The 25,598-nt window shown below is 63.8% G+C and carries 29 protein-coding genes and 3 tRNA genes; 23 read left to right on the top strand and 9 right to left on the bottom strand.

Translation table 11 applies throughout. The features are described 5' to 3' along the window. A partial coding sequence (locus tag QZ269_RS06410; RefSeq protein WP_291425509.1) for a YchJ family metal-binding protein occupies positions 1-358 on the bottom strand: 358 nt, incomplete at its 3' end. A 204-nt stretch (positions 359-562) separates the two neighbouring features. Between QZ269_RS06410 and QZ269_RS06415 the strand changes: the two genes are divergently transcribed. The 4 genes from QZ269_RS06415 to QZ269_RS06430 all read left to right on the top strand — a co-directional run bounded on the left by QZ269_RS06415 (position 563) and on the right by QZ269_RS06430 (position 3,847). Beyond that, entirely contained in the window at positions 563-1,345 is a 783-nt protein-coding gene (locus QZ269_RS06415; protein ID WP_291425511.1) for an RNA methyltransferase, read from the top strand. Between the two features lie 65 nt (positions 1,346-1,410). Then, positions 1,411-2,598, top strand: coding sequence for a hypothetical protein (locus tag QZ269_RS06420; RefSeq protein WP_291425513.1), 1,188 nt, complete (start codon positions 1,411-1,413; stop codon positions 2,596-2,598). Position 2,599: 1 nt separating this feature from the next. Then, on the top strand, positions 2,600-3,148 hold the full coding sequence (locus QZ269_RS06425; RefSeq protein ID WP_291425515.1) for a hypothetical protein: 549 nt from the start codon (positions 2,600-2,602) through the stop codon (positions 3,146-3,148). Positions 3,149-3,157: 9 nt separating this feature from the next. Beyond that, positions 3,158-3,847: an SDR family oxidoreductase gene (locus QZ269_RS06430; protein ID WP_291425517.1), complete on the top strand. Its 690-nt coding sequence runs from the start codon at positions 3,158-3,160 to the stop codon at positions 3,845-3,847. 56 nt (positions 3,848-3,903) lie between these two features. Here QZ269_RS06430 and QZ269_RS06435 read toward each other — a convergent pair whose 3' ends face one another. Next, complete coding sequence (locus tag QZ269_RS06435) at positions 3,904-5,265, bottom strand: FAD-dependent oxidoreductase (RefSeq protein WP_291425519.1); 1,362 nt, start codon at positions 5,263-5,265, stop codon at positions 3,904-3,906. Positions 5,266-5,392: 127 nt separating this feature from the next. On the opposite strand from QZ269_RS06435, the gene hisD reads away from it, so the two are divergent. Then, complete coding sequence (hisD, locus tag QZ269_RS06440) at positions 5,393-6,706, top strand: histidinol dehydrogenase (protein WP_291425521.1); 1,314 nt, start codon at positions 5,393-5,395, stop codon at positions 6,704-6,706. A gap of 343 nt (positions 6,707-7,049) precedes the next feature. Here hisD and gluQRS read toward each other — a convergent pair whose 3' ends face one another. Genes gluQRS through QZ269_RS06455 form a run of 3 tightly spaced genes read right to left on the bottom strand, consistent with a single transcriptional unit; the run spans position 7,050 to position 8,910 of the window. After that, the gene (gene gluQRS, locus QZ269_RS06445; protein WP_291425523.1) at positions 7,050-7,952 is read right to left on the bottom strand and encodes a tRNA glutamyl-Q(34) synthetase GluQRS; all 903 of its coding nucleotides are present in this window, start codon (positions 7,950-7,952) and stop codon (positions 7,050-7,052) included. 41 nt (positions 7,953-7,993) lie between these two features. Continuing rightward, entirely contained in the window at positions 7,994-8,239 is a 246-nt protein-coding gene (locus QZ269_RS06450; protein WP_291425525.1) for a hypothetical protein, read from the bottom strand. Positions 8,240-8,259: 20 nt separating this feature from the next. Then, entirely contained in the window at positions 8,260-8,910 is a 651-nt protein-coding gene (locus QZ269_RS06455; RefSeq protein ID WP_291425527.1) for a ParA family protein, read from the bottom strand. Positions 8,911-8,961: 51 nt separating this feature from the next. Here QZ269_RS06455 and QZ269_RS06460 point away from each other — a divergent pair, with 51 nt between their 5' ends. Beyond that, positions 8,962-9,189 carry a hypothetical protein gene (locus tag QZ269_RS06460; protein ID WP_291425529.1) on the top strand — a complete coding sequence of 76 codons (228 nt, stop codon included), beginning with the start codon at positions 8,962-8,964 and terminating at the stop codon, positions 9,187-9,189. An 11-nt stretch (positions 9,190-9,200) separates the two neighbouring features. Continuing rightward, a complete protein-coding gene (locus QZ269_RS06465) occupies positions 9,201-10,028 on the top strand; it encodes a PIG-L deacetylase family protein (protein WP_291425562.1) in 828 nt (275 codons plus the stop codon). A gap of 37 nt (positions 10,029-10,065) precedes the next feature. Here the strand turns inward: QZ269_RS06465 and argR are convergent, their stop codons facing one another. Next, positions 10,066-10,527 carry an arginine repressor gene (gene argR, locus QZ269_RS06470; protein WP_291425531.1) on the bottom strand — a complete coding sequence of 154 codons (462 nt, stop codon included), beginning with the start codon at positions 10,525-10,527 and terminating at the stop codon, positions 10,066-10,068. A gap of 185 nt (positions 10,528-10,712) precedes the next feature. On the opposite strand from argR, the gene QZ269_RS06475 reads away from it, so the two are divergent. From QZ269_RS06475 to QZ269_RS06515, 9 genes are all read left to right on the top strand, one after another. After that, positions 10,713-11,561, top strand: coding sequence for a bacterial transcriptional activator domain-containing protein (locus QZ269_RS06475; protein WP_291425533.1), 849 nt, complete (start codon positions 10,713-10,715; stop codon positions 11,559-11,561). A 350-nt stretch (positions 11,562-11,911) separates the two neighbouring features. Further along, positions 11,912-12,334: a CBS domain-containing protein gene (locus QZ269_RS06480; RefSeq protein WP_291425535.1), complete on the top strand. Its 423-nt coding sequence runs from the start codon at positions 11,912-11,914 to the stop codon at positions 12,332-12,334. Continuing rightward, on the top strand, positions 12,331-12,534 hold the full coding sequence (locus QZ269_RS06485; protein WP_291425536.1) for a hypothetical protein: 204 nt from the start codon (positions 12,331-12,333) through the stop codon (positions 12,532-12,534). The genes QZ269_RS06480 and QZ269_RS06485 overlap by 4 nt, the downstream gene beginning before the upstream one ends. A 1-nt stretch (position 12,535) precedes the next feature. Next, entirely contained in the window at positions 12,536-13,078 is a 543-nt protein-coding gene (locus tag QZ269_RS06490) for a cytochrome c oxidase subunit II (protein WP_291425538.1), read from the top strand. Then, positions 13,075-14,877 carry a cbb3-type cytochrome c oxidase subunit I gene (locus tag QZ269_RS06495; RefSeq protein WP_291425540.1) on the top strand — a complete coding sequence of 601 codons (1,803 nt, stop codon included), beginning with the start codon at positions 13,075-13,077 and terminating at the stop codon, positions 14,875-14,877. The genes QZ269_RS06490 and QZ269_RS06495 overlap by 4 nt, the downstream gene beginning before the upstream one ends. After that, positions 14,874-15,302 (top strand): c-type cytochrome, encoded by a 429-nt coding sequence (locus QZ269_RS06500; RefSeq protein WP_291425541.1) that lies wholly within the window; start codon positions 14,874-14,876, stop codon positions 15,300-15,302. Before QZ269_RS06495 ends, QZ269_RS06500 begins: the two co-directional genes overlap by 4 nt. 151 nt (positions 15,303-15,453) lie before the next feature. After that, positions 15,454-15,530: transfer RNA gene (locus tag QZ269_RS06505), tRNA-His, on the top strand. 111 nt (positions 15,531-15,641) lie between these two features. Beyond that, positions 15,642-15,727: transfer RNA gene (locus QZ269_RS06510), tRNA-Leu, on the top strand. Between the two features lie 337 nt (positions 15,728-16,064). Beyond that, positions 16,065-16,139, top strand: a tRNA-Val gene (locus tag QZ269_RS06515). A gap of 100 nt (positions 16,140-16,239) precedes the next feature. On the opposite strand, the gene rlmN is transcribed toward QZ269_RS06515, so the two are convergent. Beyond that, positions 16,240-17,283: a 23S rRNA (adenine(2503)-C(2))-methyltransferase RlmN gene (gene rlmN, locus QZ269_RS06520; protein WP_291425543.1), complete on the bottom strand. Its 1,044-nt coding sequence runs from the start codon at positions 17,281-17,283 to the stop codon at positions 16,240-16,242. 260 nt (positions 17,284-17,543) lie between these two features. On the opposite strand from rlmN, the gene QZ269_RS06525 reads away from it, so the two are divergent. The 5 genes from QZ269_RS06525 to QZ269_RS06545 all read left to right on the top strand — a co-directional run bounded on the left by QZ269_RS06525 (position 17,544) and on the right by QZ269_RS06545 (position 22,894). Then, the gene (locus QZ269_RS06525) at positions 17,544-18,704 is read left to right on the top strand and encodes a tetratricopeptide repeat protein (protein WP_291425545.1); all 1,161 of its coding nucleotides are present in this window, start codon (positions 17,544-17,546) and stop codon (positions 18,702-18,704) included. A 163-nt stretch (positions 18,705-18,867) separates the two neighbouring features. Further along, positions 18,868-19,491, top strand: coding sequence for a superoxide dismutase [Mn] (gene sodA / locus QZ269_RS06530; RefSeq protein WP_291425547.1), 624 nt, complete (start codon positions 18,868-18,870; stop codon positions 19,489-19,491). Positions 19,492-19,561: 70 nt separating this feature from the next. Next, positions 19,562-20,491: a P1 family peptidase gene (locus QZ269_RS06535; RefSeq protein ID WP_291425549.1), complete on the top strand. Its 930-nt coding sequence runs from the start codon at positions 19,562-19,564 to the stop codon at positions 20,489-20,491. 355 nt (positions 20,492-20,846) lie between these two features. Continuing rightward, positions 20,847-22,016 (top strand): DNA replication and repair protein RecF, encoded by a 1,170-nt coding sequence (recF, locus tag QZ269_RS06540; RefSeq protein ID WP_291425550.1) that lies wholly within the window; start codon positions 20,847-20,849, stop codon positions 22,014-22,016. Then, entirely contained in the window at positions 22,013-22,894 is an 882-nt protein-coding gene (locus tag QZ269_RS06545) for a DUF721 domain-containing protein (RefSeq protein WP_291425552.1), read from the top strand. The genes recF and QZ269_RS06545 overlap by 4 nt, the downstream gene beginning before the upstream one ends. Before the next feature lie 8 nt (positions 22,895-22,902). Here QZ269_RS06545 and QZ269_RS06550 read toward each other — a convergent pair whose 3' ends face one another. Beyond that, positions 22,903-23,502: an HAD family phosphatase gene (locus QZ269_RS06550; protein ID WP_291425554.1), complete on the bottom strand. Its 600-nt coding sequence runs from the start codon at positions 23,500-23,502 to the stop codon at positions 22,903-22,905. Then, positions 23,499-23,636, bottom strand: coding sequence for a hypothetical protein (locus tag QZ269_RS06555; protein ID WP_291425556.1), 138 nt, complete (start codon positions 23,634-23,636; stop codon positions 23,499-23,501). The genes QZ269_RS06550 and QZ269_RS06555 overlap by 4 nt, the downstream gene beginning before the upstream one ends. A gap of 212 nt (positions 23,637-23,848) precedes the next feature. Here QZ269_RS06555 and QZ269_RS06560 point away from each other — a divergent pair, with 212 nt between their 5' ends. Together QZ269_RS06560 and QZ269_RS06565 are read left to right on the top strand one after the other, a co-directional pair. Continuing rightward, the gene (locus QZ269_RS06560; RefSeq protein WP_291425558.1) at positions 23,849-25,072 is read left to right on the top strand and encodes a 23S rRNA (cytosine(2499)-C(5))-methyltransferase; all 1,224 of its coding nucleotides are present in this window, start codon (positions 23,849-23,851) and stop codon (positions 25,070-25,072) included. A gap of 19 nt (positions 25,073-25,091) precedes the next feature. Next, positions 25,092-25,544: a DUF6174 domain-containing protein gene (locus QZ269_RS06565; RefSeq protein ID WP_291425560.1), complete on the top strand. Its 453-nt coding sequence runs from the start codon at positions 25,092-25,094 to the stop codon at positions 25,542-25,544. Positions 25,545-25,598: the final 54 nt, after the last annotated feature.

Below are 25,598 nucleotides of genomic sequence, written 5' to 3' on the forward strand. Positions count from 1 at the left end.
ACAGCCACCTTTCGTCAAGCTGCACGAAGCGGCTGCGTTCCCGGAAGCGGTGGGCGCGGCCATTCGGAAGCCTCATGCGAACTGTAAATTCGACCTCGGCGCCCTGGGCCTGGTGGATGGTCAGGCCGGTGTAGCGCGTGCCGTCGTTCAGGTGCAGTTGAGCGGGGCGGGTGTCCGGGTGCCAGGTGCCGAGCAAATAGGCCTCGTCCTGCAAAAAAAAGGCTGCGTAGCGCGAACGCATCAGCTGTTCGGGGGTCGCTGGCGGCTGCTGGGCGCTGTGGGCAGGCTGACAGCACGCGGCGTAACTGCGGCCTGAACCGCATGGGCAGGGTTTGAACGGGGGACAGGGCAGCGGCATTTCCCCTTTCTAGAGCAGTTTGCATAAAAAGGCCACAGATATAAGCCCTCTGCGCTCAGGGGAGAGGGAGGAGCGAAGCGGCGCAGGGGTAACTGGTACAGCTCGCAAAGAGGGGGGGTGACCAGCGGTTGTTCTGACATGCCGCAAAATTGAGTGACACCCTAGCGCTTTGACGCCGCACTTCCCCCGGTACAATGCCCGGCGATGACCCGCGAGCCGATCACCTCCCTGCAAAATCCGCAAGTCAAACGTCTGGTGCGCCTGCGTACTCGCCGTGAGCGCGAGGCCGAGGGGGTCATGCTTGTCGAGGGAGCGCGTGAACTGAGCCGCGCTCTGCAAGCCGGGGTGCGGTTGCGCGAGGTGTTCAGTTGCCCGGAACTGCTCGGCCCGGAAGCCTCGGCGCTGGCGGACGTGCTGCAAACGGGCACGCTGCTGTCTCGCAGCGCCTTTGAAAAGGTCAGTGGGCGCGAAAACCCCGATGGTGTGCTGGGAGTGGCCGAACAGCCCGAGCCGCGGCTGCCCAACCCTGGCCCCGAGGCCCTGATCGTGCTGCTGCACGGCCTGGAAAAACCGGGAAATGTCGGGGCCATCTTGCGTACTGCCGACGCTGCCGGGGCACACGCCGTCCTGGTGCTGGGCCGGGGGGCCGACCCGTTTGGCCCCAACGTGATTCGCGCCAGTCAGGGGGCGGTGTTCAGTGTGCCGACCGCCGTTTTGCCCGAAGCCGAGGCCCTGGACTGGTTGCAGCGCCACCACTTCAGAACGGTCGCCTGCACGCCGGACGCCCGGCAGGACTACTGGGACACCCCGCTGACGGGCCGCACCGCCCTGCTGCTGGGCACCGAGCACGAGGGGCTGCCCGCCGAGTGGCGCGGGACTCATCAGGCCGTCAAAATTCCCATGTACGGGCAGGCCGATTCGCTGAATGTCGCCACGGCTGCGGCCCTGGTGCTGTACGAGGCCGTGCGCCAGCGCCGGGGGGGGTGATCCCCACGCCCTCCTCGTTTCCGGGACTGTTGGGAGGTCCCAAATCCGTCATACTGTGAAAACGTATGACGACTGACCGTAAGCCTTCCACTGACCCTTACCGTGATTGGCTCCGGCAACGTCTGGGACAGGAACTCGGGGTGCGGGAGGCCAATACCGCCATTCAGAGTGCCGTGCAGCGCCGGGGCTGGCCCGCCATGCAGCCGCTGGGGCCGCGCGACGTGGTGGCGGTCTTGCAAGACGTGTACCGCAGCATGGCCGAGAACCTGGGGGAAGCCCGCGCCGACAAATGGCTCCAGGAAACCTCGGCGGATTTGGCCCGCCTGGCCGAGCGGGTGCCCAAACCAGTCGAAACTCCCCGGCAGGAGGTCAAGCCTGCGCCGCTGCCCGTGTCGTGGGGCCGCCGCGCCCACGATCTGCCGCTGATGCTGGCCCGCGTGCACGCCGAAATCGCCACGCGCAGCCTGGGGGCCATCCGGAACGATCCCGACCTGATCCGGCTGGAACGCGCCGCCGAGTGGGACGTGCAGGCGACCCAGGCCGAGGTGCGGCGCTGGCAGACTGAGGATATGCTGACCACATTGCGCGCCGACCACGCCCGGGTCGAGGTAGCCGATCAGGTGGCGTCGGCACGGGCGCAGGCCGAAGTCCTGGAACTGAACGTCAGGGAAATCGAGTCGCTGCCCCCCCAGTCGCGCGGCAACCCGGCGCAGCTGGCCCACACCCGCCTGATGCTGACGCAGACCAGGGCCTTTCTAGACGCGTTTGGCCCGCTGGTCGCCGTCGAGGACGCCGATTCGCCCCTGACGATGTTGCAGATGGACCTGCAAAATGCCCATTTTTCGCTGGGCGTCCCGCTGCATCCGAACGTGCTCCGGGCGCGGCACGGCCTGAATTTTGCCCTATGGCAGGCAGGCGATCAGGGTGAGGACGCTCCAGCTGTGCAGGACGCCCGCCGGGTGCTGGCGCAGGCCGAGATCGAGGCGGGCGCTCAGCTCAAAGCCACCCTGGACGCGGCGCGTGCCCATCAGGCGGCGCTGATTCAGCTGGCGAGGCATGTCGAGGACCTCGAAGCCCGCGCCCTGAAACTGGCGGGCATGGGCGGCGATCCGCTGACCCTGGCCCGCGTGCGCCTCGAATGGCGCCAGGCCCGCGCCGCCGCCCGGATTCAGTCGAACCGCATGGAAGAAGCGGTGCGCCTGCTCGAAGCCCTGGTGAGCGACTCGGTACAGCTGCCGACAGAGGGCACCTGAAGTGGTAGCGGGCAGCACCCTGCTTCAGCTTTCGCTTTCAGGCGGCGCGGCGTTCCGGGAAGTGCCGGGGCTGCTGCGTGGCCTGACCCTGGCCGAAGCTCAGGCCGAATTTCTAGGCGTGCCGTATGCCCTCGCCGACCTGCTGGCCCACCTGCACGCGACCACGCGGGTCAGTCTCGACCCAAGCCGTGGCAAGACCGCTAGGTGGCCCGAAGAACTGGTCATCTGGCCGGATGGCCCAGGCACTCACGCGGCGTTGGATGGTCTGCTCGGCGACTCGCACCTGATGCTTACCGAGAGCCAGATGCTGGCTGCCGACCCCAGTAGCGCGGCCCGCGACATCCTGACCGATCTGGCGGTGCATCACGCCTACCACTGGAGCAGGTCGCCCTGCTGCGCCGTTAACAGGGCCACACGTTGGCCAGCGAAGCCTGACCTCGGCGTTTACCTGCTCGGCTGGCAGTGTCCTGCCGAACTCATGTCGGTCATGATTCCAGCCTGCTACCTAGAATTTCAGGAACGCTTTTTCAGCACCCGGCTCAGGCGCTAGCCTACCTGCATGACTGAAACTCGACCTGTGACCCTGATGACTGGAGCCGCCGGAGGCATCGGCAGCGAAATCGCCCGTCAGCTGGCCCCCGCCCACGACCTGATTCTGACCGGACGCGGCGGCGCGGCGCTGGACACCCTGTGCGCCGAACTGGGAGCCAGGGCGCTGGTGCTCGACCTGTTGCAGCCCCAGACCTTCGCGCAGGCCGTAGAAGGTCTGGGGCGCGTGACGAACCTGATTCACAATGCCGGAATGATCGAACTAGGCCCTGTGGCCGAGCAGCCGCACGCAGTCTGGACCCGCACACTGGCCCTGAACACGGTGGCCCCCGCCGAGCTGACGCGCGTGCTGCTGCCCAGGCTGCGCCAGGAGCGGGGCAACGTAATTTTTGTCAACAGTGGCGCGGGTCTGACGGCGAACCCCGGCTGGGCCAGCTACGCCGCCAGCAAATTTGCGCTGCGGGCGCTGGCCGACTCGCTGCGGGCCGAGGAAGCCCCTCACGGCGTGCGCGTCAGCAGCGTGTATCCGGGCCGCACCGCCACCGCCATGCAGCGCAAGGTGCGTAAGCAAGAAGGCGGGGAGTATCAGGCCGAACATTACCTTGACCCGGTGACGGTCGCCGCAACAATCGCCTTTGTGCTCGGTGCCCCGCGCGACGCCGTGCTGAGTGACGTTTCGGTGCGCCCTGGGCCGCGCTGAACACAGCAAAGGCCCGCAGCAGGGTCAACTTTCTGCGGGCATGATGGCCTGGAAGCTTAGCCCTGCTTGCGGTGTTTGAGCATGTCGGCCTTATGCACGACCTTGTGGCGCGGGCGGCCTTTTTCCTGGCCCTGTGCCAGTTCGTGGGCGTCGAGGGTCTGCCAGTCGCTGAAGGTAAAGACCTCGACGTTCTTGCCCACCAGCAGCGTGTCTACCTCGCTCGCCGCAGCTTTGGCCGCCCTAGGAAGCGCTCCCGCTTTAGCATCGGCCAGCAGCAGGGCCACCGTATCGGTCGCGTCCTTGCGGTTCGTGCCGACCACGCCGCTGGGGCCGCGTTTGATCCAGCCCGCCGTGTACTCGCCGGGGCGGCCCGTGACGCGGCCTTCCTCGTTGGGAATCACGCCGCGCCCCGCGTCAAAGGGCACGCCGGGCAGCGCCACGCCCTTGTAGCCCACCGAGCGCAGCACCAGTTGCACCGGCAGCACCTCGTATTCGCCGGTGCCGACCGCGTTACCCTGCTCGTCCAGGCGGTTGCGCTCGACCTTCAGGCCGCCCACATTCCCCTCGCCGTCGTCCAGAATCTCGACGGGCGAGACCAGAAAGCGCAGGTGCACGCGCCGGTCCTTGCCTTCCGGGGTCCGCACGGCAAAGTCGCGCAGCACCTCGACGTTTTTCTTGACCACGTTGTCGGTGATGGCGGCTTCGTCGGCTTCGGTGAGCTGAACCTCGGCGGGCTTGACGATGGGGTCGGCGGCGCTCAATTCGCCGAATTCACGCAGTTCCTTGGTCGTAAACTTGGCCTGAGCCGGGCCGCGCCGTCCCAGAATCCACACGTCCTTGACCGCCGAGCGCTCCAGCGCGGCCAGCGCGTGTTCGGCAATGTCTGATTCACGCAGTTCATGGACGGTCTTGACCAGAATGCGGCTCACGTCTATAGCGACATTGCCCACGCCCACCACCACCACGCCGGTCGCATGCAGGGCCATTTCGCGGGCGGCGGCGTCGGGGTGCCCGTTGTACCACGCGACAAATTCGGTGGCACTCATACTGCCTTTCAGGTCCTCGCCGGGAATTCCCAGGCGGCGGTCGCTGCTGGCCCCCACGGTGTACATGATGGCGTCGTAGCGTTCGCGGGCCTCGTCGTAAGTGAGGTCCTTGCCGAACTCGACGTTGCCGAAAAAGCGCACGCGGGGGTCGGCCAGCGTTTTTTCAAAGCCTTTAGTCACGCTCTTAATGGTCAGGTGGTCGGGGGCCACGCCGTAGCGCACCAGCCCGTAAGGCGTCGGCAGGCGGTCGAACACGTCTACCTGCACGGGAATGTCCTGCTGTTTGAGCAGAGCCTCGGCGGTAAAAATACCGCTGGGGCCGCTGCCGATCACGGCCACGCGCAGTGGACGCTCGGAAGAATAGCTGGTCATTTTTCCATTTTAATGCGCCGGGTGTTCACGGCGGCACAAAGTCTAAACGCTGTTGATCACCCGCGCCGGAATACGCGTGCAGTCTTGAGGCCAATGTTGCTGGCCCGGGTGCGGCAGACTGTAGGGCATGCAAGTGCTCCGAGGAACAGATGCCCGCACCGCCCTGACCCGCAGTTTCAACCAGATTCCAGTGCCGGACGCCGTGCTGCAACGCATCAAAACCACCTTTGGTGAGGCGCTGACGCCCGAACAGGTCGTGGAACGCATTATTGCCGACGTGCGGGCACGCGGAGACGACGCGCTGTTCGACTGGACCGAAAAGCTCGACGGGTCGCGCCCAGCCGCGCTGGAAGTCTCGGCTGCCGAGCTGGCCGACGCGCAGATTGCCCCCGAACTCCACGGCGCCATACGCCTGGCCATTCGACGCGTCCGCGACTTCTACGAGCAGCAGCCCGCGCACGGCTTTTTGAACCACACACCCGACGGCGCACTGGGCCAGCTGGTGCGGCCCATCGGGCGGGTCGGGGTGTACGTGCCCGGCGGCCTGGCCCCGCTGATTTCCACGCTGATTCACACGGCGGTTCCGGCGCAGGTGGCGGGCGTACCCGAAATCGTAGTGACGACCCCGCCCGCAAAGGACGGCGCGGTGCATCCGGCAATTCTGGTGGCAGCCCGTGAAATTGGCATCACCCAGGTGTTCAAAGTCGGTGGAGCGCAGGCGATTGCGGCGCTGGCGTACGGCACTGACAGTATTCCCAGCGTGGACAAGATCGCCGGGCCGGGCAACCTGTTCGTGGTGATCGCCAAGCGTATGGTGTTCGGGCAAGCGGGGATCGAGAGTCTGCCGGGGCCGACCGAAACGCTGGTGGTCGCCGACGACAGCGCCGACGCCCGCTTTGTCGCCGCCGATCTGCTGGCCCAGGCCGAGCACAACGGCGCGGAGCCGGTGCTGGTTTCGACCAGCCGCGAAAAGTTGCTGGAGGTGCAGGCCGAGCTTGAAGGCCAACTGGAGAACCTGCCCGAACCCAACCGGGCCTGGGCGCGAGACAGCGTAAGCGCCCGCATGAAGGTGGTGCTGGCCGACGACCTCGACGAGGCGCTGGAGCTTGCCAACTTGTACGCCCCTGAGCACCTGTGCCTGCTGACCCGCGACCCCTGGAGCCTGCTGGGCCAGGTCAAGCGGGCGGGCGGCGTCTTCGTGGGCGAGGCGAGTATGGAAGCGCTCGGTGATTACGTCGCTGGCCCCAGTCACGTGATGCCCACCGGGGGCACCGCCCGCTTCATGAGTCCGGTCAATGTGCGCGATTTCCAGAACGTCATCAGCGTGGTGGGCGTCAATGAGGGCACGCTACGCCGCATCGGGCCAGCTGCCGCCGTGTTGGCGCGGGCCGAAGGACTCGAAGCACACGCCCGCGCCATCGAGAGCCGCCTGAGCGAGTAAGTGGCCGCAAAGAGGACAGTCGGGCGCCGAGTCGGCAACACAGGTTGGTAGCCCGAATTGGTAGCCCGGTGCCCCTGCGGGTTGTTAACAAAACAGACGGCAGTCCGTGTGATACGGATTCCGATTGATTCGGTGCAGTTCTGAATCAATCCGAGCGGATGTGAGTAGGAACAGCATACGGGTTTCGCGGTATGGAGCCACAGACGGCGATTTTCCGACTGTGGCGGAATTTAGCGGAATCCGTATGAAGTGGAACATTTCAGTGCCCCCCTTCTAGTCCCAGCCTTGCCCGCAGGTGGGGAGCCAAAAACACCGACCGCGTCGTCTGCACGCCTTTTGGTGACTAGTGAACAGGGGTGATTGGGAAGGGGAGAAGGCTGGGCTGTAGCGCGGATATTTCCAGTAGCTCCGCTGCGGTCACTTCTGCCGGAACCGTCCAGCCGAGCGAAAGCGCCAGTTGCGCCAGCACCCGCTCCGGCTTTTCGCCGCTCTCGCGCAGGTCGCGCACAGAAGGCGCTCCACCGCGTTTGGCGAGGCGCTGCCCGGCGTAATCGGTCATCAGCGGGACATGGAAATACTGCGGCGTGCAATAGCCCAGGGCACGTTGCAGCGCGACCTGCCTGGGGGTCGCCGTCCAGAGGTCTGCGCCGCGCACCACGTCGGTCACGCCAGTCAGTGCGTCGTCCACAACCACCGCCAGATGGTAGGCGTAAGCTCCGTCGCCGCGCTGCAAAACGAAGTCGCCCACGTCGCGGGGCAGGTTCTGGCACAGCACAACGCGCGATCCGGCGTCTTGCACGCAGCTCTCCTGCTCGGGTACGCGCCAGCGCCGCGCGGCCAGACGCTGCGGGTTCACGCTGCCGCTGCGGCAGGTGCCGGGATACACCGCCTCCTCGCTGTGCGGCGCTCCGGCACTGTCTTGAATGGCGGCCAGCACTTCCCGGCGGGTGCAGGTGCAGGGGTAAGTGTCGAGGCGGGCCAGCGCGTCGGCGTACAGTTCCTTGCGTGCCGACTGGGTAAATGCTTCGTCCCAGTCCAGTCCCAGCCACTCTAGGTCACGCCGGGTACAGTCGTAGGCCCAGTCGCGCACCCGGCCCACGTCCAGGTCCTCGAAGCGCAGCAGGTGCCGCCCGCCCGCCCGGCGAGAGTGCTGCCACGCCAGTAGCGCGGTGCGGGCATTGCCCAAGTGCATGGCCCCGGTAGGGCTGGGAGCAAAGCGGCCTGTGGGAACGGGGGCAGCGGCCATGGCTTCAGGCTAAAGCACGCGGGCGCAGCTGCGCCCGGTAATCAGCCCCGCTCCCGCAACCATCTCAGCAGCAGGTCTTCGACCAGTTCACTGACGCTTTCGCCGCCGTCATGGCGGTACTCGCGCCAGGCGGCCCGGATGGTTTCCTTACGCACGTAGACGGCTTCCACGCGCTCGGCGGTCTGACCGTGAATGCGCCCGTCGGGTTCGGGATCGTTCTTGGGACTCTTGCCTTTTTTGGCAATTTTTTTCTTTTTCGGTTCGTCGAGGTAATCAAAACGGGGCACGGTATACGTCCTGCGGGGAGTTAAAGAAGTTCACGCGAAAGTTGTTTGATGTCGTCCCAGGCGGCTTCGGCACGGGAATCGCGCACGTCGCGGGCCAGCGTTCCGACCTCGGCGGCCTTTTGATAGGCGGAATAGAGCCGCACCAGCGTATTGCAGACCGTAATGCCCAGGTCGCGCAGGTCCTCGCGGGCCTCCTCACCGGCGCGCCCTACGGGCGGCACACGGGTGAGGACCACGCGGGTCTTGCGTCCTGCCTCGGTCTCATCCGATAGGAATTCCAGCAGTTCGCGCGTGGCATCGAGTTCCAGCGCTGAGGTCGCGCTGGGCACCAGAATCAGGTCGGCCCGCCCGGCCAGCTGCCGGAGTTCCTTGCGCTTGGGGCGGCCCTCGGTGTCGATAATGATCACGTCGAGTTCGGCCAGTTTCTTGGGTTTGATGTCGTCGGGGCCGAGGACCGGAAAGTCCAGCCCACGCGGCGCTGAATGGCCCGGCGCTGGAGTACCCAGTGCTGCGGCGCGGGCCGCCCAGCGCAGGCTGCTGCCCACACGCCCGTCCTCATCGATGAGAACCACGTGCAGGCCACGTTCGGCAAAAGCTCCGGCCAGATGAACGGCCAGGGTGCTTTTCCCCACACCCCCTTTCTCAGATGTGATGGCAATGACCTTTGGCATAGCCCGAGCCTAGCAGACGCCAGGGCATTATGTGGTCATGGAAGGAACCACATGGACAGCGCTGTAAGCAGCGCCCGGCTGCGTGAACTGCTGGCCGCCGAACCCTACTGGATCGCCCGCGCCATGCAGGAACAGGGCAGCCGCTTCTACCGCGCTCTGGGAAGCGCGCTCGACGCCGCCGACGCCGTGAACCGCCGCCTGATCTATCAGACCTGGCCGGAAGAAGTGTGGGACTTTTACCAGCGGGGCCTATGCCTGGCCGCCTCCGAGGAGGGTTAGACTACCGCATGATGTCTACCAAACCGACCATTCTGGCTGTCTTTGCCCACCCCGACGACGAGGCGTTCAGTGTCGGCGGTACGCTGACTCACTACGCCCGTAAAGGGGTGAATGTGGTGCTGGCCTGCGCTACACGCGGCGAGGCCGGAAAAATCACGGTGCCCGGCATGACCGTAGACGATCTGGGCCAGCAGCGCGAACAGGAACTGCGGGCCGCGTGCGAGGCCCTCGAAATTCCGGCCCCGGTGTTTCTGGATTACCACGATTCGGGCCGCTACGAACGCACCCGCACAGACGACCCCCTGGCCCTGATGAACGTGACCCCGCTGGAGGCCGAACCCAAGCTCCGCGCCCTGATCGAGCAGGTGCAGCCGCAGGTGATCTTAACCTTCGACCCACACGGGGCTTACGGCCACATTGATCACCTTCAGATTCAGCGGACCACCTCCAGCGCCTTTTTCAGCACCGGGCACCTGCCCTACGGCGGGCCACAGCGCCTGTATTTCACCGCCATGACCAGCGAGGCTGCCAAGGGACTGGCGGGCATGGGCCGCGACCTCGACCCGCTGATCTACGGTGTGTCGGACAGCACCATCGCTGTGACCATAGACGTGCGGCCCTACGCCGAGAACAAAAAAGCGGCGCTGGCGGCCCACGGCACCCAGATGGGCGCGACCAGTCTGGTGGGCCGCCTCTCGCCCGAGGAGCGGCAGGCGATGGAGCAGCGCTTGCTGGGCAGCGAGAGCTTTAGCATCGGCGGCACGCGCACCGGGTTGCCCGCCTTCCCGCTGCGTGGCCTGTTCGATGGGCTGCCCGGCTTCGAGTCGCTGGACGCCTAAGCTGTTCAGAACGCCAGCCCCATACCAACCGTAAGCATTAGCCCAGCATCAGGGCGTGCAGTTCTTCCATCAGGGCCTCGCCTTCCTCGGTGGTGCGGGCGACGACCAGAATCGTATCCTCTCCGGCAATGGTGCCCACGATGTCGTCGCGGCGAAGGCGGTCGAGCAGCAGGGCGACCCCGGTGGCGTGCCCGTCGGCGGTGCGTACGACCAGCAGGTTTTCGCCCCGGTCCACATCCTGGACAAAGTTCTGAAAGAGGCGCCCCAGTTGCTCCTCGATATCGGCGTGGGCACCGTACTGGGCCAGGGCGTAGCGGTGGCGTCCCTTGCCGATGGGCACGCGCACCAGCCTCAGTTCATTGATGTCGCGGCTGACGGTGGCCTGCGTGACGTGTATTCCCTCGGCTTCCAGCAACCGTACCAGATCGGACTGCGTGGAAACGCTTTCCCGCATGATGATGTCCTGAATTCGTTTTTGGCGCTGGTCCTTACTGAGCATTCTCAGCATGTTATGTATAAAGTGTGAATAACGCAAACCTAGCCCGGAGACAGGGTGAACTATCACTTCCGAATGAATCAGGCAGTGTTGGATTCAATCGGAAGTGATAGTAGTCGCAGGCCCCGGGCCAGGGGAATGGGTCATTTGCTCTACCAAATTGCCCCCCGGTTTGTCAAACTAGATGTATGCAAGGTAGCGATAGAGCGGATATTCCAGCAGGCAACGCTGTTCCTGTGCAGTATCTGTTGCGTTCGCTGGGCCGGGCCGATGTGCTGGTCAACGGTCAGAGCGTGGTCTGGCCTGCCCACAGCGCCGAGGAACTGCTGTGGTTTTTGCACGCCAATCCCTCCGGCAAGTATCGCCCCGACATTCTGTGGCAGCTGTGGGGCCTGGAAGACACGCCCGCCAGCGCCAACCGCTTTCGCGTGGCCCTGCACCGCCTCAGGAGTGTGCTGGGACGCCCGGACGCCGTGACCGAGGAACGGGGCCGCTATGTGCTTCACCCCGATTTGATCGCGGCCAGTGACACCTACGCGCTGTTCGAGGCGCTGGGCCACTGCGCACATTCGCCCAACAACCGCACGCGTGAAGAACTGCTGCGCCAGGCGCTCGCCAGTGCCCAGGGCGAGTATCTGCCGCACCTGCACGGCGACTGGGTCGACCAGGCCCGGGGCCAGTACCGCGCCGCCGTGGTCAGCGGTTACCTTTCGCTGTGGAAGTTGCACTGCGCGGCGCGGGAATGTTCGCTGGCCGCGCAGGCGCTGGTGCAGGCCGCTCAGAACGACCCGCTGATCGGCGAGGACCATCACCAGCACCTCATGATCTGTCTGTCATCGACCCGGGGCCGTTTTGCAGCTATCGAGCATTACCGCCGCTACCGCTACTTCCTGGCCCATGAGGTCAGCGACACGCCTATGGCCGAAACGGCACGACTGGCCGAGCGCATTAAAGAAGGTGAGCCGACCTGTGTTCTCAGAGAGGCCGAACAGCTGGGACAGTCTGGGCGGCAGGACTCCCAGGAATCAGGGGTATAATAGAACTCTTGTGAAAGTGGGGGCCGCCCCGAATCCCCGCTTTCACCGAGCAGGGCGAGTAGCAGCAAACTGAATGAGAAGAACCGGGCGACTTTTGCAACAGGTCTATTACAAGTGCCGATTGAACCCAGCAGTTTTGAACCTACTCCGAACGCAGGCGAGTGGGAAGAGATACGGGTTTCGCCCCACTGAGTCAGGGCTGATGCCTCCACAGATGTAGCTGAATTGAGCGGGATTTGCAGAGGTGCTACCTGCCCAACAACTGCTAGCTGCCCAGCAATGGGCGCTGCTGGCGGCCTGTAATGCCTTCGTAATGCCCTCATTTCAATCTCATGGCATGGAGAAACCCGATGCTTGTCCGTGATCTGATGAGTTCGCCGCCCATCACGGCGGCGCCCGCCCTGCCTATTCCCGACGCCGTCCACCTGATGAAGTCGCGTGGGATTCGCCGCCTGCCGGTGCTCGACGGGCCGCAGCTGGTCGGCATCGTGACTGACCGCGATCTGCGCGAGGTGATGCCTGGCAAGGTCAGTACCCTCTCGCCCTGGGAAGCCACCAGCCGCCTAGCCGCTGTCAGTGTGAGCGACGTGATGCGCCGCAGCGTGCTGACCACCGTGGCCGAGGCCGATGCTCGCGACGCCGCCTACACCATGCTGCACCACAAGGTCGGCGCCTTGCCGGTCATCAGTGATGCGGGGGCCTTGGTCGGCGTGGTGACCGTCAGCGATATTCTGCGCGACTATGCCCGCGTTCCGGCGGAGGTGCAGGGATGATCCCCGAAACCAGAACAACCACAGTGGTAGAGGCCGTAACTCCCGCGCCCGAGACCCCGCTCATGGCTCCGACCGCGCCAGTTCACGAGGAAGCCCGTGGCCCCGTGCCGGTCGGCACCCTGATGGTTGTTGCCGTGCTGCTGCTGGTGACCATCGCTTTCTGGTGTCTGGTGCTGGGCATTCAGCAGGGAAGAGCCTGATATGGCGCCCCGCATACAGCGGCTCGACCATCACACGATGGAGAAGTACGAAAACATCTGGTTCGGCATTGCCGTGGTCATGTCGGTGCTCCTGGCCGTGGCCGTGTTCGCCAGCTTTCTTAGCGGCACCATTCCGCGCATTGAGGATGAAGGTGGCGGCGGGCATCACCTTGAAGGGGTCAAGAACGGGCGGATCAATTCCAGGAATTTTGCTGGGACGCCTTTTGCCACGCCGGGACTGGTCGATAACAAGGACGGGACCTACAGCGCTTTCGTGGTTGCGCGGGCCTTCGCCTTCGACCCGCCCGTGCTGAAAGTGCCTGCGGGCAAACCCGTGACTTTCTACCTGACCTCGGCAGACGTGCTGCACGGCTATTACGTCGAAAAGACCAATGTCAACGCCACCGTCGTTCCTGGACAGGTCGCCAGCTTCACCACGACCTTTCGCAGCCCCGGCCCGCTGAACATCGTCTGTGACGAGTACTGCGGGGTCGGGCACCACAACATGCTTAACAAAATCATCGTGGAGGCCCCCCAACCGTGACCACTTCGCCTGTCCACACTCCTGACCTGCCGCGCCCGGCTCCGGCCCTGGCCCCTGGGGACTTCCGCGCCCGCACCATTCCGGCCATTCAGGACGCCGCCTACCTCGCCAGCCTGAAAAAGGTCACGCAGTATTACGTGGTTACGGCGTTTCTGGCGCTGTTTATCGGTGTGCTGATCGGCCCCCTTCAGGCGTTCAATTACGCCGGAATCAACGTCTACGACAACCCCATTCTCAAGGCGCTGCTCAAGTCGTACTATCAGGGCCTGTCGCTGCACGGCGTGCTGAACGCGCTGGTGTTTACGCAGTTCTTTATTTCCGGTTGGCTTCTGTATTTGCCCACTCGTGACATGGGCGCCAAGATCAACATGAAGTTCGCCTGGGGCACCTACATCATGATGACCGCCGGACTGCTGATGGCCGCCGTGCCGCTGCTGCTCAACAAGGCCACGCTGCTGTACACCTTTTACCCCCCTATGGAAGGCCACTGGCTGTTCTACGTGGGGGCCACGATCATGGTGGCCGCCAGCCTGCTGGTCGCCCTGCAAGTAATTGTGACCTGGATCGGCTGGAAAAAGGCCAACCCCGGCAAGGTCACGCCACTGGTCACCTTTATGACCGTTTGCACCTGGATGATGTGGCTGGTCGCCGCGCTGGGGCTGGTCGGTGAAGCCCTGTTCGTGCTTATTCCCTGGGTCTTTGGCCTGCGCCCCGGCGTTGATCCACTAATCGCCAAAACACTCTTCTGGTGGACCGGACACGCCATCGTGTACTTCTGGCTGCTGCCCGCCTACATCTCGTGGTACGCCTTCTTGCCTAAGCAGGCCGGGGGCCGTATTGTATCCGAGCCGCTGGCCCGCCTGACCTTCGTGATGTTCCTCCTTAACAGTACGCCCGTCGGCATTCACCACCAGTACGCCGACCCTAACATCAGCAATGTCTGGAAACTGATTCACATGTTCCTGACCTTCCTGGTCGCCATTCCCAGTCTGCTGACCGCCTTCAGTATCGCGGGCGCACTCGAAGACGCCGCCCGTGCGCGTGGCGGGCGCGGCGCTGTCGGGTGGATCTTCAAACTGCCCTGGGGCGACCCCTCGGTAACAGGCCAGATTCTCGCCATGATCTCGTTTATCGGCGGGGGCGCGGGCGGCATCATCACGGCCAGCTACGCCTTCAGCCCGGTTATTCACAACACTGCCTGGATTCCGGGACACTTCCATATCACGGTGGGCACGGCGGTCACGCTCAGCTTCATGGCGATTTCCTTCTGGCTGGTGCCGCACCTGACTGGTAAGCGCCTCGCCGCGCCCAAACTGGCGCTGAGCTCCGTCTGGCTGTGGTTCGCCGGGATGATGTTCTTTGCCGTGGGGATGCACTGGGAAGGTCTGCTTGGCATTCCGCGCCGCGCCCTGATCAGTGCCACCGCCCTGCCGATCTACAAAGAAGGCAGTATGCATTCGCAAATTCCAATGGCCCTGACGGGAATCAGCGGCGTGATCTTGCTGGTGGGGGGCCTGATGTACTTCTACGTACTGTTCGCCACGCTGCTTTCGCCCCGCGTGGACGACGGTGAGGTCACCACGCCGCTGCCCTACAGCGACGTGATCAGTCCGGCGGGCAGCGACCTGACGCGGGCCAGCACTCTGGTGCGTACCACCGAGCCGCTGCTGGCGCTGTGGGTGGTTGCCCTGGCCCTGGTACTGCTGATGTACGGCCCAGTGGTGCTGCGGCTGATTGCCAACGCCTCGCTGGTGCCAGGCTGCGACTTCTTCAGCGTGGGTGCGGGAGGCTGCCGATGAGCGGTGAAGACCGTTCCTTCAGTGGGCGAGAAATTGCCGCCTTCGCCACTTTTTCTGTGCTGGCGGTGTTGCTGGGCGTTGGGGCCTACCAGATCGGCTATCACCGCATCAGCGGTCACCAGGCGGGCGGCGCGTCTATGGCCGCTACCCAGGGAGCCGCGCCCATCAACGGTCAGACCCTGTTCGCCTCGAACTGCGCGGGGTGTCACGGGGCTACCGGGGGCGGCGGCGTCGGGCCAAACCTAAAAACGGCGGCGGGCTGGGCGCTGCCCGATTTCGGGGAAGCTGTGCTTCACGGCAATGCGCCCGGCGGACGCAAACTCAGCGCCGTTATGCCGCACTTTGCCCAGCAGGGTCTGGACGGCGAACCCCCTACCGACAAGCAGATCAAGGCGATTCATGACTATCTGGCGGGCGTAAAGTAAAGCCGGGGTAGCGTAACGCTCTGGCGCGGAGCCGCCCCGTTGAGATGCGTGGGCGGCTTCACCCTGCAGTGCGGTTACGATTGACACGGCGGCGGCTCACCCCTACACTGTATAGGCCCGTGAAGGTGCAGGCGGCGGGAAATTACGAATGGTGGTTTTAGCTCAGTCGGTTAGAGCGCCGCTCTGTGGAAGCGGAGGTCGGGGGTTCAAATCCCCTAAGCCACCCCAGAATGCTCAGCCTTGAATGTGCTGGGCTTTTTTATTTCTGTGGGCTTGCCTTGCTGAAGCTTGTGTTCTGGCTGTGCAGTGCTATATTTGCCCGTGCGTTATGCGCCGCGTGCGGAGATGGCGGAATTGGTAGACGCACTAGACTTAGGATCTAGTTCCCGTAGGGAGTGAGGGTTCAAGTCCCTTTCTTCGCACCAGAGATAGGCAAAGGCTCGCTTCGGCGGGCTTTTTTTAGTTGGCGGCATCCCACCCTGCTGGGATAACCGAACTTAAAGCGTGTCTTGCAAAGCAGAAAACCCCGTTTTTAACGACTTTTCTAGCCCCCCTCCAGTCGTGAGAGAGGGACTCTTAGACGCTGTGGGGGAGCCGCGAAGGGACGCAAGAGTGACTGGTATAGCTCGCAGAGAGGGAGCATGTGACCAGCACAGGAAAAATGGCCGCCCTTGCCAGTCATTCCATCTCGGTGGGATTTACCCTTTTCAGTTTGCCGCCCTTGACCTTTGAGCCGCTGCCCTGTAATATTCTAGACTGCGTGGGTGATTAGCTCAGCGGTAGAGCGCTCGCCTTACAAGCGATTGGTCGGGGGTTCAAATCCCTCATTGCCCACCATACGAAACCCCGCCTAGCGCGGGGACTTTTTTATTGGGGGCTCATTTTCGCAGCTCTGGCTGTGCCTGTTACCCTCTGAGCGCAGGGCATAGCTGCCGGATTAGACTGTCCCGAACTGGTCGCCCTGGGCCGCGCCGGGCCGCTTGAGCGCCAGCTGACCGCACGCTGCGCCCGCATCCTTGCCACGTGAGCGGCGCACGCTGACGTCCATGCCGCGCCGCTGCAAGGTGTCGTAAAACGCCTGAATATCGCTCTCGGTCGTACTCTCGAAGCCGCTGCCGTCCCAGGGGTTCATGGGAATCAGGTTGACGTGACTGACCAGCCCGCGCAGCAGGTCGGCCAGCAGCTCCGCCTGCCAGAGGTGATCGTTGATGCCGCGCAGCATGGTGTATTCCATAGTGATGCGCCGCCCGGTCACCGCCTGATAGTCCCGCGCCGCGCCCATGATTTCGGCAATCGAGTTGACGGCTCCCGTCGGAATGATCTTCCGGCGTGTGTCCTCGTCGGGGGCGTGCAGGCTGATCGCCAGTTTAAGGCCCAGGTCATCTTCTTCGGCCAGTCGGCGGATGCCCTTGGCGATGCCCACCGTGGACAGGGTAATGCGGCGTTTGCTCATGCCCAGGGCGTCGGGGTGCAGCAGGGTGCGGGCGGCGGCCATGGTGTGTTCGTAATTGAGCATCGCCTCACCCATGCCCATGAACACCAGATTGCGAATCTCACGCGGTTCTATACCCTCGCCGCCCGCCACAGCCAGCACCTGTCCGACAATTTCGCCAGGGGTCAGGTTGCGCCCGAAGCCCATCGCGCCAGTGGCACAAAAAGCGCAGCGGGCCGGGCACCCTACCATCGTCGAAACGCAGATGGTCTTGCGGTCGAGATAGGGCATAAACACGGCTTCCATCTGCCGCCCGTCGAGCAGCGTGAACAGGTATTTGACACTGCCGTCGGTGCTGCGAACCGTTTCGATCTCGCGGAAGGGATTAAGCAGATACTGTGCTTCGAGCTGCTGGCGCTGTTCGGCGGGCAGGTTGGTCATGCCGCCGAAGGTGCCTGCCCCCTGCTCGAAGACCCACCCCAGCAGTTGCTTGCGGCGAAAGCCCTCCAGCGGGTACTGGTCGGGGTGGAGATCGAGGAGAAGCTGCATCCGGCTAGTTTAGACCAAACCTGCCGGATGGGCGGTGTGTTCCGGCAGGTTTGAAAATGACATTATTGACCGGATAGAGCGGCCTCAGGCGTCAGAGGAACTGCCCCTTAGTGAAATAGTTGGTCAGTTACGCCGGTTTAATCAGCTGGTCTTTTTCGCGTATGCTACGGCAACTACCACTACAGCCGTCTCAGCGGCCACGTCGGGCGGTTAGCCAGCAGGCATAACTAGAGGCCCGCAACGACCACGGAGGTCTAGCAGTGAAAAACAGTCTGGTCATTACCCTACTCTGCCTCGGCAGTGCCTTTGCCCAAACTGCTCCAGCGGCAACCACTAGGCCCTCCAGCGCCTCAACCCCAACTCAGGCGACCCCGGTCAACCACCCGCCCGTTGGAAACTACATCATTGTCGGGAACATGTACTACGAGCAGGGCAAATACGATCAGGCTTACGTGGCGTTCCGGGCGGCCAATGAGATTGATCCGCTGAACAGGGCCGCGCTGCTGGGGCTGGGGCGGACTCAGGTCAAGCTGCGGCTCTATGCTCCGGCCATCACGACCCTCAAATCGTTGACCCGCGCTGCACCCCAGGACATCAGCGGCTACATTGCCCTGTCACAGGCCTATCAGCAGCAGTACGTGGGCAGCAGCGACCGCAAGACGGTCACAGACAATTTGAGTCAGGCCCTGAATGTGCTTAAAGACGCCGAAACGGTGGTTGCCAGTCAGGCTGGTCCAGACCGCGACCTGAACATGAGCAAGGTGCTTAATGACCGGGGCAGTGTCTACCGGCTGATGGGTGACGCGGCCAAAGCCATCGACGCCTTCAAGCAGGCCAGTACGCTGAACCCTGATAACAGCCTGATCCTGTTCAACCTGGGCGACATGTACAGTGCGACGGGCGACCTGCCGCAGGCGATCAGCAGCCTGCAACAGGCCGTGATTACCGACCCGCGTGACGCCTATAACCGCGCCTATTACGCCAAACTGCTGGCCCTGAGCGGCAACGTGACAGCGGCACGGCCCGAAGCGGCGCAGGCTGCCAAACTGGCCCCCACCAATGCCTACGCCGTGGGCGAATACGGCGTCGTGAGCTACCTGGGAAAAGATCCGGTCACAGCCAGAACCCAGTTGAGCCAGGCCCTGGCCCTCGACAGTCTGCGCTATCCGGAATTTTATTATTACCTGGGCCGAATCGAACTGGACGCCGGAAACTTGCAGGCCGCCCGCGAAAACCTGACCAAAGCTGCCGCACTGGGCAGCAATACCCCCGAGTACCTGTATTACCTGGGCCTAAGCTACGAGCGCAGTTCCGGGCCTCTTGTATCCGATAAGAAAACGGCGCTGGACTACTATCAGCGGGCACTGAATCTTAACCCCAGCTATCAGGCGGCGCAGGATGGCCTAAACCGGCTCAAGTAAAACGCGCCACCCCCTCATCACTTCGCGGTCCCCTGATTTCCAGGGGATTTTTTAAGCTCTGCTAAAGCTCTGACGCCCCGTCAGCTCTCACACGGGTAGGGTAAGATAAGGGTCAGCAAGCACGCATCACACCATCTTTCGCGTGCCTGAAAGGAGTTTCATCATGGCCTACACCCTACCCCCCCTGCCTTACGCCTACGACGCCCTCGAACCTCACATCGACGCCCGCACCATGGAGATTCACCACACCAAGCACCACCAGACCTATATCGACAACGCTAACAAGGCGCTCGAAGGCACCGAATTTGCCAGTCTGCCCGTCGAGGAACTGATTCAGAAGCTGGGTGCCCTGCCCGCCGACAAGCAAGGCCCGCTGCGGAACAACGCGGGTGGTCACGCCAATCACAGTCTGTTCTGGCAGGTTATGGGCCAGGGCAAGGGCGGCCAGCCGAGCGGTGAACTGCTGGAAGCTATTAGCAGCGCCTTCGGTTCTTTCGACGCCTTCAAGGAAAAGTTTGAAGACGCGGCCAAGACCCGCTTTGGCAGCGGCTGGGCGTGGCTGGTCGTGCAGGGCGGCAAACTGGCTGTGGTCAGCACCGCCAATCAGGACAACCCGCTGATGGGCGAAAGCGTCGCGGGCGTCAGCGGCACTCCGCTGCTGGGCGTGGACGTGTGGGAACACGCCTACTACCTCAACTACCAGAACAAGCGCCCCGACTACCTCAAGGCCTTCTGGAACGTGGTCAACTGGGACGAAGTCGCCAAGCGGTACGCCGCCGCCAAGTAAGCCAGTTTCTCCAGAACTTGCCCCAGGCCAGTCGTGCCGGGGCAGTTTTTAGTTCTAGTAGATTGGGAACATGACCCCAGAAAACACGACCCTTACCGCCATTCCGGGCTTCCGGGTGGGTCACTGGACTGACCTGGCAGGGCAGACCGGCTGCACGGTTATCCTGTGCCCCGATGAGGGCGCGGTGGCCTCGGCGTCGTTCATCGGCCCCAGCCCCGGCACCCGCGAAGGCGTGCTGCTGTCACCTGAAAAGACCGTCGAGCGGATACATGCCCTGCTGCTCACTGGGGGCAGCGCACTGGGGCTGGGCGCGGCGCAGGGTGTGGTCGAGGTGCTGGAAGAACGCGGCGTCGGGTACGAAACCGGCTTTGCGCGGGTGCCCATCGTGCCTGCCGCCGTGATCTACGACCTGGGCGTGGGCAGTTCCAGCGCCAGACCCCGTGCTGAACACGGCGCCGCTGCTGCCCTGAGCGCTTCAAGCGACCCGGTGACGCGGGGCCGGGTCGGGGCAGGCACCGGGGCCACTGTCGGCAAATATCTGGGTGGGCAGGGCGCGGCGGCGGGCGGTCTCGGCAGCGCCGTGGCTGGTCGCTTGGGCCGCTTGGGGAATGTCAGTGTGGGGGCCATCGCGGTGGTCAATGCGGTGGGCGACGTTCTGGATGAACAGGGTCAGGTGCTGGCCGGGCCGGGCACTGGCCCTGGGCATGACCCCAGTCACCAGCCCTTTACGCCGACGCCAGTCGAGAACACCACGCTAGTCGCGGTCGTTACCGGGCATACCCTGACCAAAAGCGAGTGCCGCCGCTTTGCAGACGCCGCGCAGACCGCGCTGGGGCGCGTGATTCACCCCAGCCACACCTTCTGGGACGGCGACAGCGCCTTTATGCTCAGCAGTTGCGCCCTGCCGCCCGCCGACCCGCTGCTGCTGGGCACGCTAGTGCAAGAAGCAGTGTGCGCGGCGGTGCGCGACGCAGTGAGGATGGCGCGGCAGCCGCAGTAAGCTTACTGGTAAGAGTTAAAGCATTTTACTGAATGTTAAGGACAACCAAGTTTGCGTAAAGACCAACCAGGCGGACTCGTAGAGCTGCGCCGCAGAGCGAGTATAGGAATTGGCCCGGTCTACCCCCCCTCTGCTGCGCAGCTGTGTCAGTCTCCCGTAAGGGGAGAGGGAGAAAAGCACGTCATCAATAACGGAATTCTATTTTTAACCATTACATTCCGGACAGGCACTTAAGCACCGGTGGTTTTTGCCCTTAGCTCCTTGGACTCTTTGACCTTTAGACCGTCCTTGCGGCAATCTTCGCAGCAGGACTAATGAATGAGAAGCACCAATCAGCCTCCCAGCTTGCCCTAAAATGCGGGGCGTGTTGCTCCGCGCCCTGTCTACCCTGAATTACCGGAATCTGGCCCCAGGTACGCTGGAGTTTCCGCAGGGCGTGACGGGCATCTTCGGGGAAAACGGCGCGGGCAAAACCAACCTGCTGGAAGCGGCTTACCTCGCGCTGACTGGGCAGACCGACGTGACCCGGCTAGAACAACTGGTGCAGCAGGGCGAAAAAGAAGCCTACGTGCGGGCCGATTTGCAGCAGGGCGGCAGCCTGAGCATTCAGGAAGTTGGGCTGGGGCGCGGGCGGCGGCAGTTGAAGGTGGACGGCGTAAAGGTTCGCACCGGCGATCTGCCGCGTGGCAGCGCCGTCTGGATTCGTCCGGAAGACAGCGAACTGGTCTTCGGCTCACCGTCGGGGCGGCGGGGGTATCTGGACTCGCTGCTTTCGCGCCTCAGCTCGCGCTACGGGCAGCAGGTCAGCCGCTACGAGCGCACGGTATCGCAGCGCAACGCGGCCCTCCGCTCGGGCGAACACTGGGCCATGCAGGTCTGGGACGAGTCGCTGGTTACCCTGGGCACCGAGATCATGCTCTTTCGCCGCCGCGCCCTGACCCGCCTTGATGAACTGGCGTGTGAGGCCAATGCCGCGCTAGGCAGCCACAAGGCCCTGGTGCTGACCCTAAGCGAATCCACCACGCCCGAAACCTACGCCGCCGATCTGGCCGCCCGCCACACCGAGGAAATTGCGCGTGGCGCCACCGTGACCGGGCCGCACCGCGATGATCTGGTGCTGACCCTGGGCGGGTTTCCGGCGAGTGACTATGCCAGTCGGGGCGAAGGCCGCACCGTGGCCCTGGCCCTGCGCCGCGCCGAACTGGAACTGCTGGCCGAAAAATTTGGTGAAAAGCCCGTGCTGCTGATCGATGACTTTACCGCCGAGCTTGACCCCAATCGCCGCCAGTACCTGCTTGACCTCGCCGCCAGCGTGCCCCAAGCTATCGTGACGGGCACCGAACACCCGCCGGGCGCGGCCCTGACGTTACGGGCACGTTCGGGCCGCTTCACGGTCGAAACGGCCTGCGCCGACCCAGTAGAAGTTGATCCAGTAGCAGTTGGCCCAGTCGAAGTTGGCCCAGTGCAGGCCAACCCAATGCAGGCCAACCCAGTGCAGCCCGACCCAGCGGAGGTCAGCGTATGACCCGCCGCCGCTACGGTGGGCAGATGGACATGGGCAAGCTGATGGGGGCGACCCTGGGCACTTCTAAGCTGACTTACGGGGTGGCGCGGGCACGCGGCATTTTGCTGTGGCCCAGCGCAGTCGGCGCAGAAATCGCCCGGATGACCCGGCCCCGTTCGCAGCAGGGCAGCACGCTGTTCATTGAGGTCCGCGACAGTGCCACGGCGCACCACCTGACCATGCAGCGCCACCACTTTTTGAAGCGCTTGCAAGAGCTGATGGGCGACGAGAGCATTCAGGAACTGCGCTTCAGCGTGGGCACCATCAAGCATGTGCCGGACGCCCCCCGCGCCGCGCCCCTGCCCGCGCCCGACCGTGCCCGCGCCCGCAAGCTGGTGCAGGACGTCAGTGACCCCGAACTCAAACAGGCGGCTTTGCGCGCAGCCGAGGCGATCACCCGCGCCCGCAAATGGCGTGAGGAGCAGGGGTATCGCCCGTGCCCAGTCTGCGCCGAACCCAGTCCCGATACCGGCCCGGAGCAGCCCTGCCGCGCCTGTACCCTGACGCTGGAAGACCCGAACGTGCGCCGGGCCGCGCGCAAAATCATCCGTGAACCTGAGAGCCTGTCTGAACTGGAAAAAACCCTGGGCGACAGCGGCAAAAACGCTGCGCGGTATCTGGCTCTGGAGCAGCTGAGCGACCAGCTCGACCTGCTGGCTCTGGAATGTGTGCGTAGCGGCAGCGAAGACAGCTATGTGTCGTTCCTGAAAGCCCAGGCTGAGGTCTACCTGTGCCTCACGCTGGAAAAACCGCGCCAGCGCCTGCGAAAATCAGACCGGATACACTTACCCGAGCGGCCCCGGCAGGTGCTTGAGGCCGGGCAGGGGAACGGGAGCTGATTTCCGTATCAGTTGATGCCCAGAGCTTGCAGATCAGCCTTTAATTGCGCGGCGTTTTTGAACTCGATGGCCTGCATTCCCACCGAGCGGGCCGCCTCGACGTTCTGGACGCGGTCGTCGATCATCACGGTCTGCTCGGGGCTGAGCTGGGCCAGCCGCAGCCCCAGACGGTAGACTGCGGGGTTGGGTTTCATAACGCCCAGGTAACACGACGTGAAAAACGCCAGCAGAAATTCGTTGAGGTGATAGGTGGCGATGCGGTAGGCGTTAAGATCGTGACCCTCGTTGTTCAGCGAGTACATCCGCCAGCGCTGCCCCAGGTCGCGGGCCAGGGCCAGGGCCGCCTCGTCGGGCTGGCTTTCGGCTTCCATCGCCGCGCGAAATTCTTCTTTGCCAAAGCTGCGCGGCTGGTAAAAGACGACCTGGGCAAGGTATTCGTCCAGGGTCATGCGGCCCAGCTCCAGTTCGGGCGCGGCCAGCTTGTGGCGCTCGGTAAATTCGTTATTGTCGAGGCCAAAGCGTGCGGTCACGTCGGCCCGCTGTTCCCGGTCCCAGCCGTTGGTCAGAAGGACGCCGCCGATATCCCAGAACAGAGCTTTAATGGTCATGCCCCAGGGTAACGCAGCCCAGCACTCAAATGCTGACCAGCCCCACTTACAGGCCCGCGTGTCGGGGCGGCGGTCAGGATCAGGCCGTCACCGATGACAGCACCGCTCACCGGGCGCTGGGTCTGTACGTTCATGAGAGAATGTGAGGCCGTTTCTACGTTATCTGCCAGCGTGTTCGGGAAATCGGAAAGATTTATCAGGTGGTGTGCCCGCGTGGTTCAGAACCTGCGCCCGCCAAACAGACAGGCTCTGGCCCCCTGGCGGGACGGAGGTAACAGCGGCCAGAGGTGACGGTGCCAAAGGAAAACCCGCCGCGCCCGCGCCGAATGCCCTATGGTAAACCGCGATGGAGCAGCCTCCCCGTTCAAGTAGCGCAAGCACACCCGCCCAGTCCCGGCTGCGCCTGCGAGTGACCCATACTGCCGAGTCCTTTATCCGCGCCGGGCACCCCTGGGTGTACGAAAGCAGTGTGCGCGAACAAAACCGTGCGGGCGAGGCGGGCGAACTGGCCGTGATCTATGACCGCCGTGACCGCTTTCTGGCCATCGGGCTGTACGACCCCTACTCGCCGCTGCGGTTGCGCGTGCTGCACGTCGGTTCGCCCGTCAATCTGGACGAGGCCTGGTGGGCACACTGCCTCGACACCTCGCTGCACCGCCGCGCCGCGCTGTTCGGCCCCGAGACCACCGGTTACCGGCTGGTGAACGGTGAGTCCGACGGCTTTCCGGGGCTGGTCATTGACCGCTACGCCCGCATACTGGTCATGAAGGTGTACACGGCGGCGTGGTTCGTGTATTTTCCGCTGCTGCTGCGCCTGCTAGAAAAGCGCTTTGCCGGATTTGGCGTCGTGCTGCGCCTGAGCCGCAACATTCAGGACCACGCCGCCAAGCTGGGCTTGCAAGATGGCCGCGTGCTGGCCGGGGAAACCCCTACCGGGCCGGTCATCTTTCACGAAACGGGCCTTGCCTTCGAGGCCGATGTTTTAAGGGGCCAGAAGACCGGGTTTTTCCTTGATCAGCGCGAGAATCGCCGCCGGGTCGAGGCGCTGGCGAAAGGTCGGCGGGTTCTGAACGCCTTTTCGTTTACCGGGGGCTTTTCGCTGTACGCGGCGCGGGGCGGGGCCACAGAAGTGCTCAGTCTGGACATTAGCCCGCACGCGCTGGCGGGGGCCGAGCGCAACTTTGCCCTGAATCCGGGGCTTCAGGCGCGGCACGAAACCGTGCAGGCTGACGTGTTCGGGTGGCTCTCGCAGACGCCGAGGCAATTTGACCTCATCATTCTCGACCCGCCTTCGCTGGCCCGCCGCGAGGCCGAGCGCGAGGGAGCCCTTCGTGCCTACAGCAAACTAGCGGCGGACGGTATCAGGAAACTGGCTCCGGGCGGCGTGCTGCTTAGCGCGTCGTGTTCGGCCCATGTCAGCGCCGAGGAGTTTTTCGCGGTGGTGCGGCAGGCGGCGCGGCGCAGCGGGCGCCCTTTCAAGGAGTTGCGTACCAGTCGCCACGCCCCCGACCATCACGCCAGTTTTGCCGAGGCCGAGTACCTCAAGGCCATCTATGTGCAGTTCGATTAAAATCGCGGCACAATAAGGTGTGAAAAAAATCTGTCTGACGGCCTCTGCGCTTCTCGCGCTGGCGGCCTGTTCCCCGGCGGAGAAGCGCCAGGGCTGTGTCGGTAGCTATAACACCCCCGATTTTACTCGCCTGGACACCGAACTAGCGGCGGCAAAGCAGCGCTGGGCGCAGGCCGGGATTCAGAATTATACCTACACACCGCGCATTAGCAATTTCGGCACCATAAGCGGCGGCACACAGCAGACTGCGGTGGTGGTGCAGGGCGGCCAGGTTCAGGGCGGCGAAACCCGGTGGCCTGCCCTGACGATGGAAGGCCATTTCGCGGAGATTGCCAAAGAGATCGCCTCTGCCAGAGCGCCCCGCTCCTGTTTGATTCTGGACGACGTGAAGTACGACCCGGCCGACGGACATGTGCTGAGCTATTTCACGTCGAATTTGACTGAGGGCCTGAGAGGCTGTCTGAGGCCCTAACCATGGGAAATGTTTTAGGCTTTAACGGTGGAACGCGCAGCTTACCCTAGCGAC

The organism is Deinococcus sp., assembly GCF_018260405.1.
Classification (GTDB): domain Bacteria; phylum Deinococcota; class Deinococci; order Deinococcales; family Deinococcaceae; genus Deinococcus.

Coding starts and splice junctions, on each gene's coding strand:
- argR (WP_291425531.1), bottom strand. CDS start 10,527: ATGCTCAGTAAGGACCAGCGCCAAAAACGAATTCAGGACATCATCATG.
- QZ269_RS06485 (WP_291425536.1), top strand. CDS start 12,331: ATGATCCCCGAAACCAGAACAACCACAGTGGTAGAGGCCGTAACTCCC.
- recF (WP_291425550.1), top strand. CDS start 20,847: ATGCGGGGCGTGTTGCTCCGCGCCCTGTCTACCCTGAATTACCGGAAT.
- QZ269_RS06535 (WP_291425549.1), top strand. CDS start 19,562: ATGACCCCAGAAAACACGACCCTTACCGCCATTCCGGGCTTCCGGGTG.
- rlmN (WP_291425543.1), bottom strand. CDS start 17,283: ATGCAGCTTCTCCTCGATCTCCACCCCGACCAGTACCCGCTGGAGGGC.
- QZ269_RS06455 (WP_291425527.1), bottom strand. CDS start 8,910: ATGCCAAAGGTCATTGCCATCACATCTGAGAAAGGGGGTGTGGGGAAA.
- QZ269_RS06435 (WP_291425519.1), bottom strand. CDS start 5,265: ATGACCAGCTATTCTTCCGAGCGTCCACTGCGCGTGGCCGTGATCGGC.
- QZ269_RS06490 (WP_291425538.1), top strand. CDS start 12,536: ATGGCGCCCCGCATACAGCGGCTCGACCATCACACGATGGAGAAGTAC.
- QZ269_RS06415 (WP_291425511.1), top strand. CDS start 563: ATGACCCGCGAGCCGATCACCTCCCTGCAAAATCCGCAAGTCAAACGT.
- QZ269_RS06430 (WP_291425517.1), top strand. CDS start 3,158: ATGACTGAAACTCGACCTGTGACCCTGATGACTGGAGCCGCCGGAGGC.
- sodA (WP_291425547.1), top strand. CDS start 18,868: ATGGCCTACACCCTACCCCCCCTGCCTTACGCCTACGACGCCCTCGAA.
- QZ269_RS06500 (WP_291425541.1), top strand. CDS start 14,874: ATGAGCGGTGAAGACCGTTCCTTCAGTGGGCGAGAAATTGCCGCCTTC.
- QZ269_RS06480 (WP_291425535.1), top strand. CDS start 11,912: ATGCTTGTCCGTGATCTGATGAGTTCGCCGCCCATCACGGCGGCGCCC.
- QZ269_RS06545 (WP_291425552.1), top strand. CDS start 22,013: ATGACCCGCCGCCGCTACGGTGGGCAGATGGACATGGGCAAGCTGATG.
- QZ269_RS06420 (WP_291425513.1), top strand. CDS start 1,411: ATGACGACTGACCGTAAGCCTTCCACTGACCCTTACCGTGATTGGCTC.
- QZ269_RS06475 (WP_291425533.1), top strand. CDS start 10,713: ATGCAAGGTAGCGATAGAGCGGATATTCCAGCAGGCAACGCTGTTCCT.
- QZ269_RS06460 (WP_291425529.1), top strand. CDS start 8,962: ATGGACAGCGCTGTAAGCAGCGCCCGGCTGCGTGAACTGCTGGCCGCC.
- QZ269_RS06560 (WP_291425558.1), top strand. CDS start 23,849: ATGGAGCAGCCTCCCCGTTCAAGTAGCGCAAGCACACCCGCCCAGTCC.
- QZ269_RS06550 (WP_291425554.1), bottom strand. CDS start 23,502: ATGACCATTAAAGCTCTGTTCTGGGATATCGGCGGCGTCCTTCTGACC.
- QZ269_RS06555 (WP_291425556.1), bottom strand. CDS start 23,636: ATGAACGTACAGACCCAGCGCCCGGTGAGCGGTGCTGTCATCGGTGAC.
- gluQRS (WP_291425523.1), bottom strand. CDS start 7,952: ATGGCCGCTGCCCCCGTTCCCACAGGCCGCTTTGCTCCCAGCCCTACC.
- QZ269_RS06465 (WP_291425562.1), top strand. CDS start 9,201: ATGTCTACCAAACCGACCATTCTGGCTGTCTTTGCCCACCCCGACGAC.
- hisD (WP_291425521.1), top strand. CDS start 5,393: ATGCAAGTGCTCCGAGGAACAGATGCCCGCACCGCCCTGACCCGCAGT.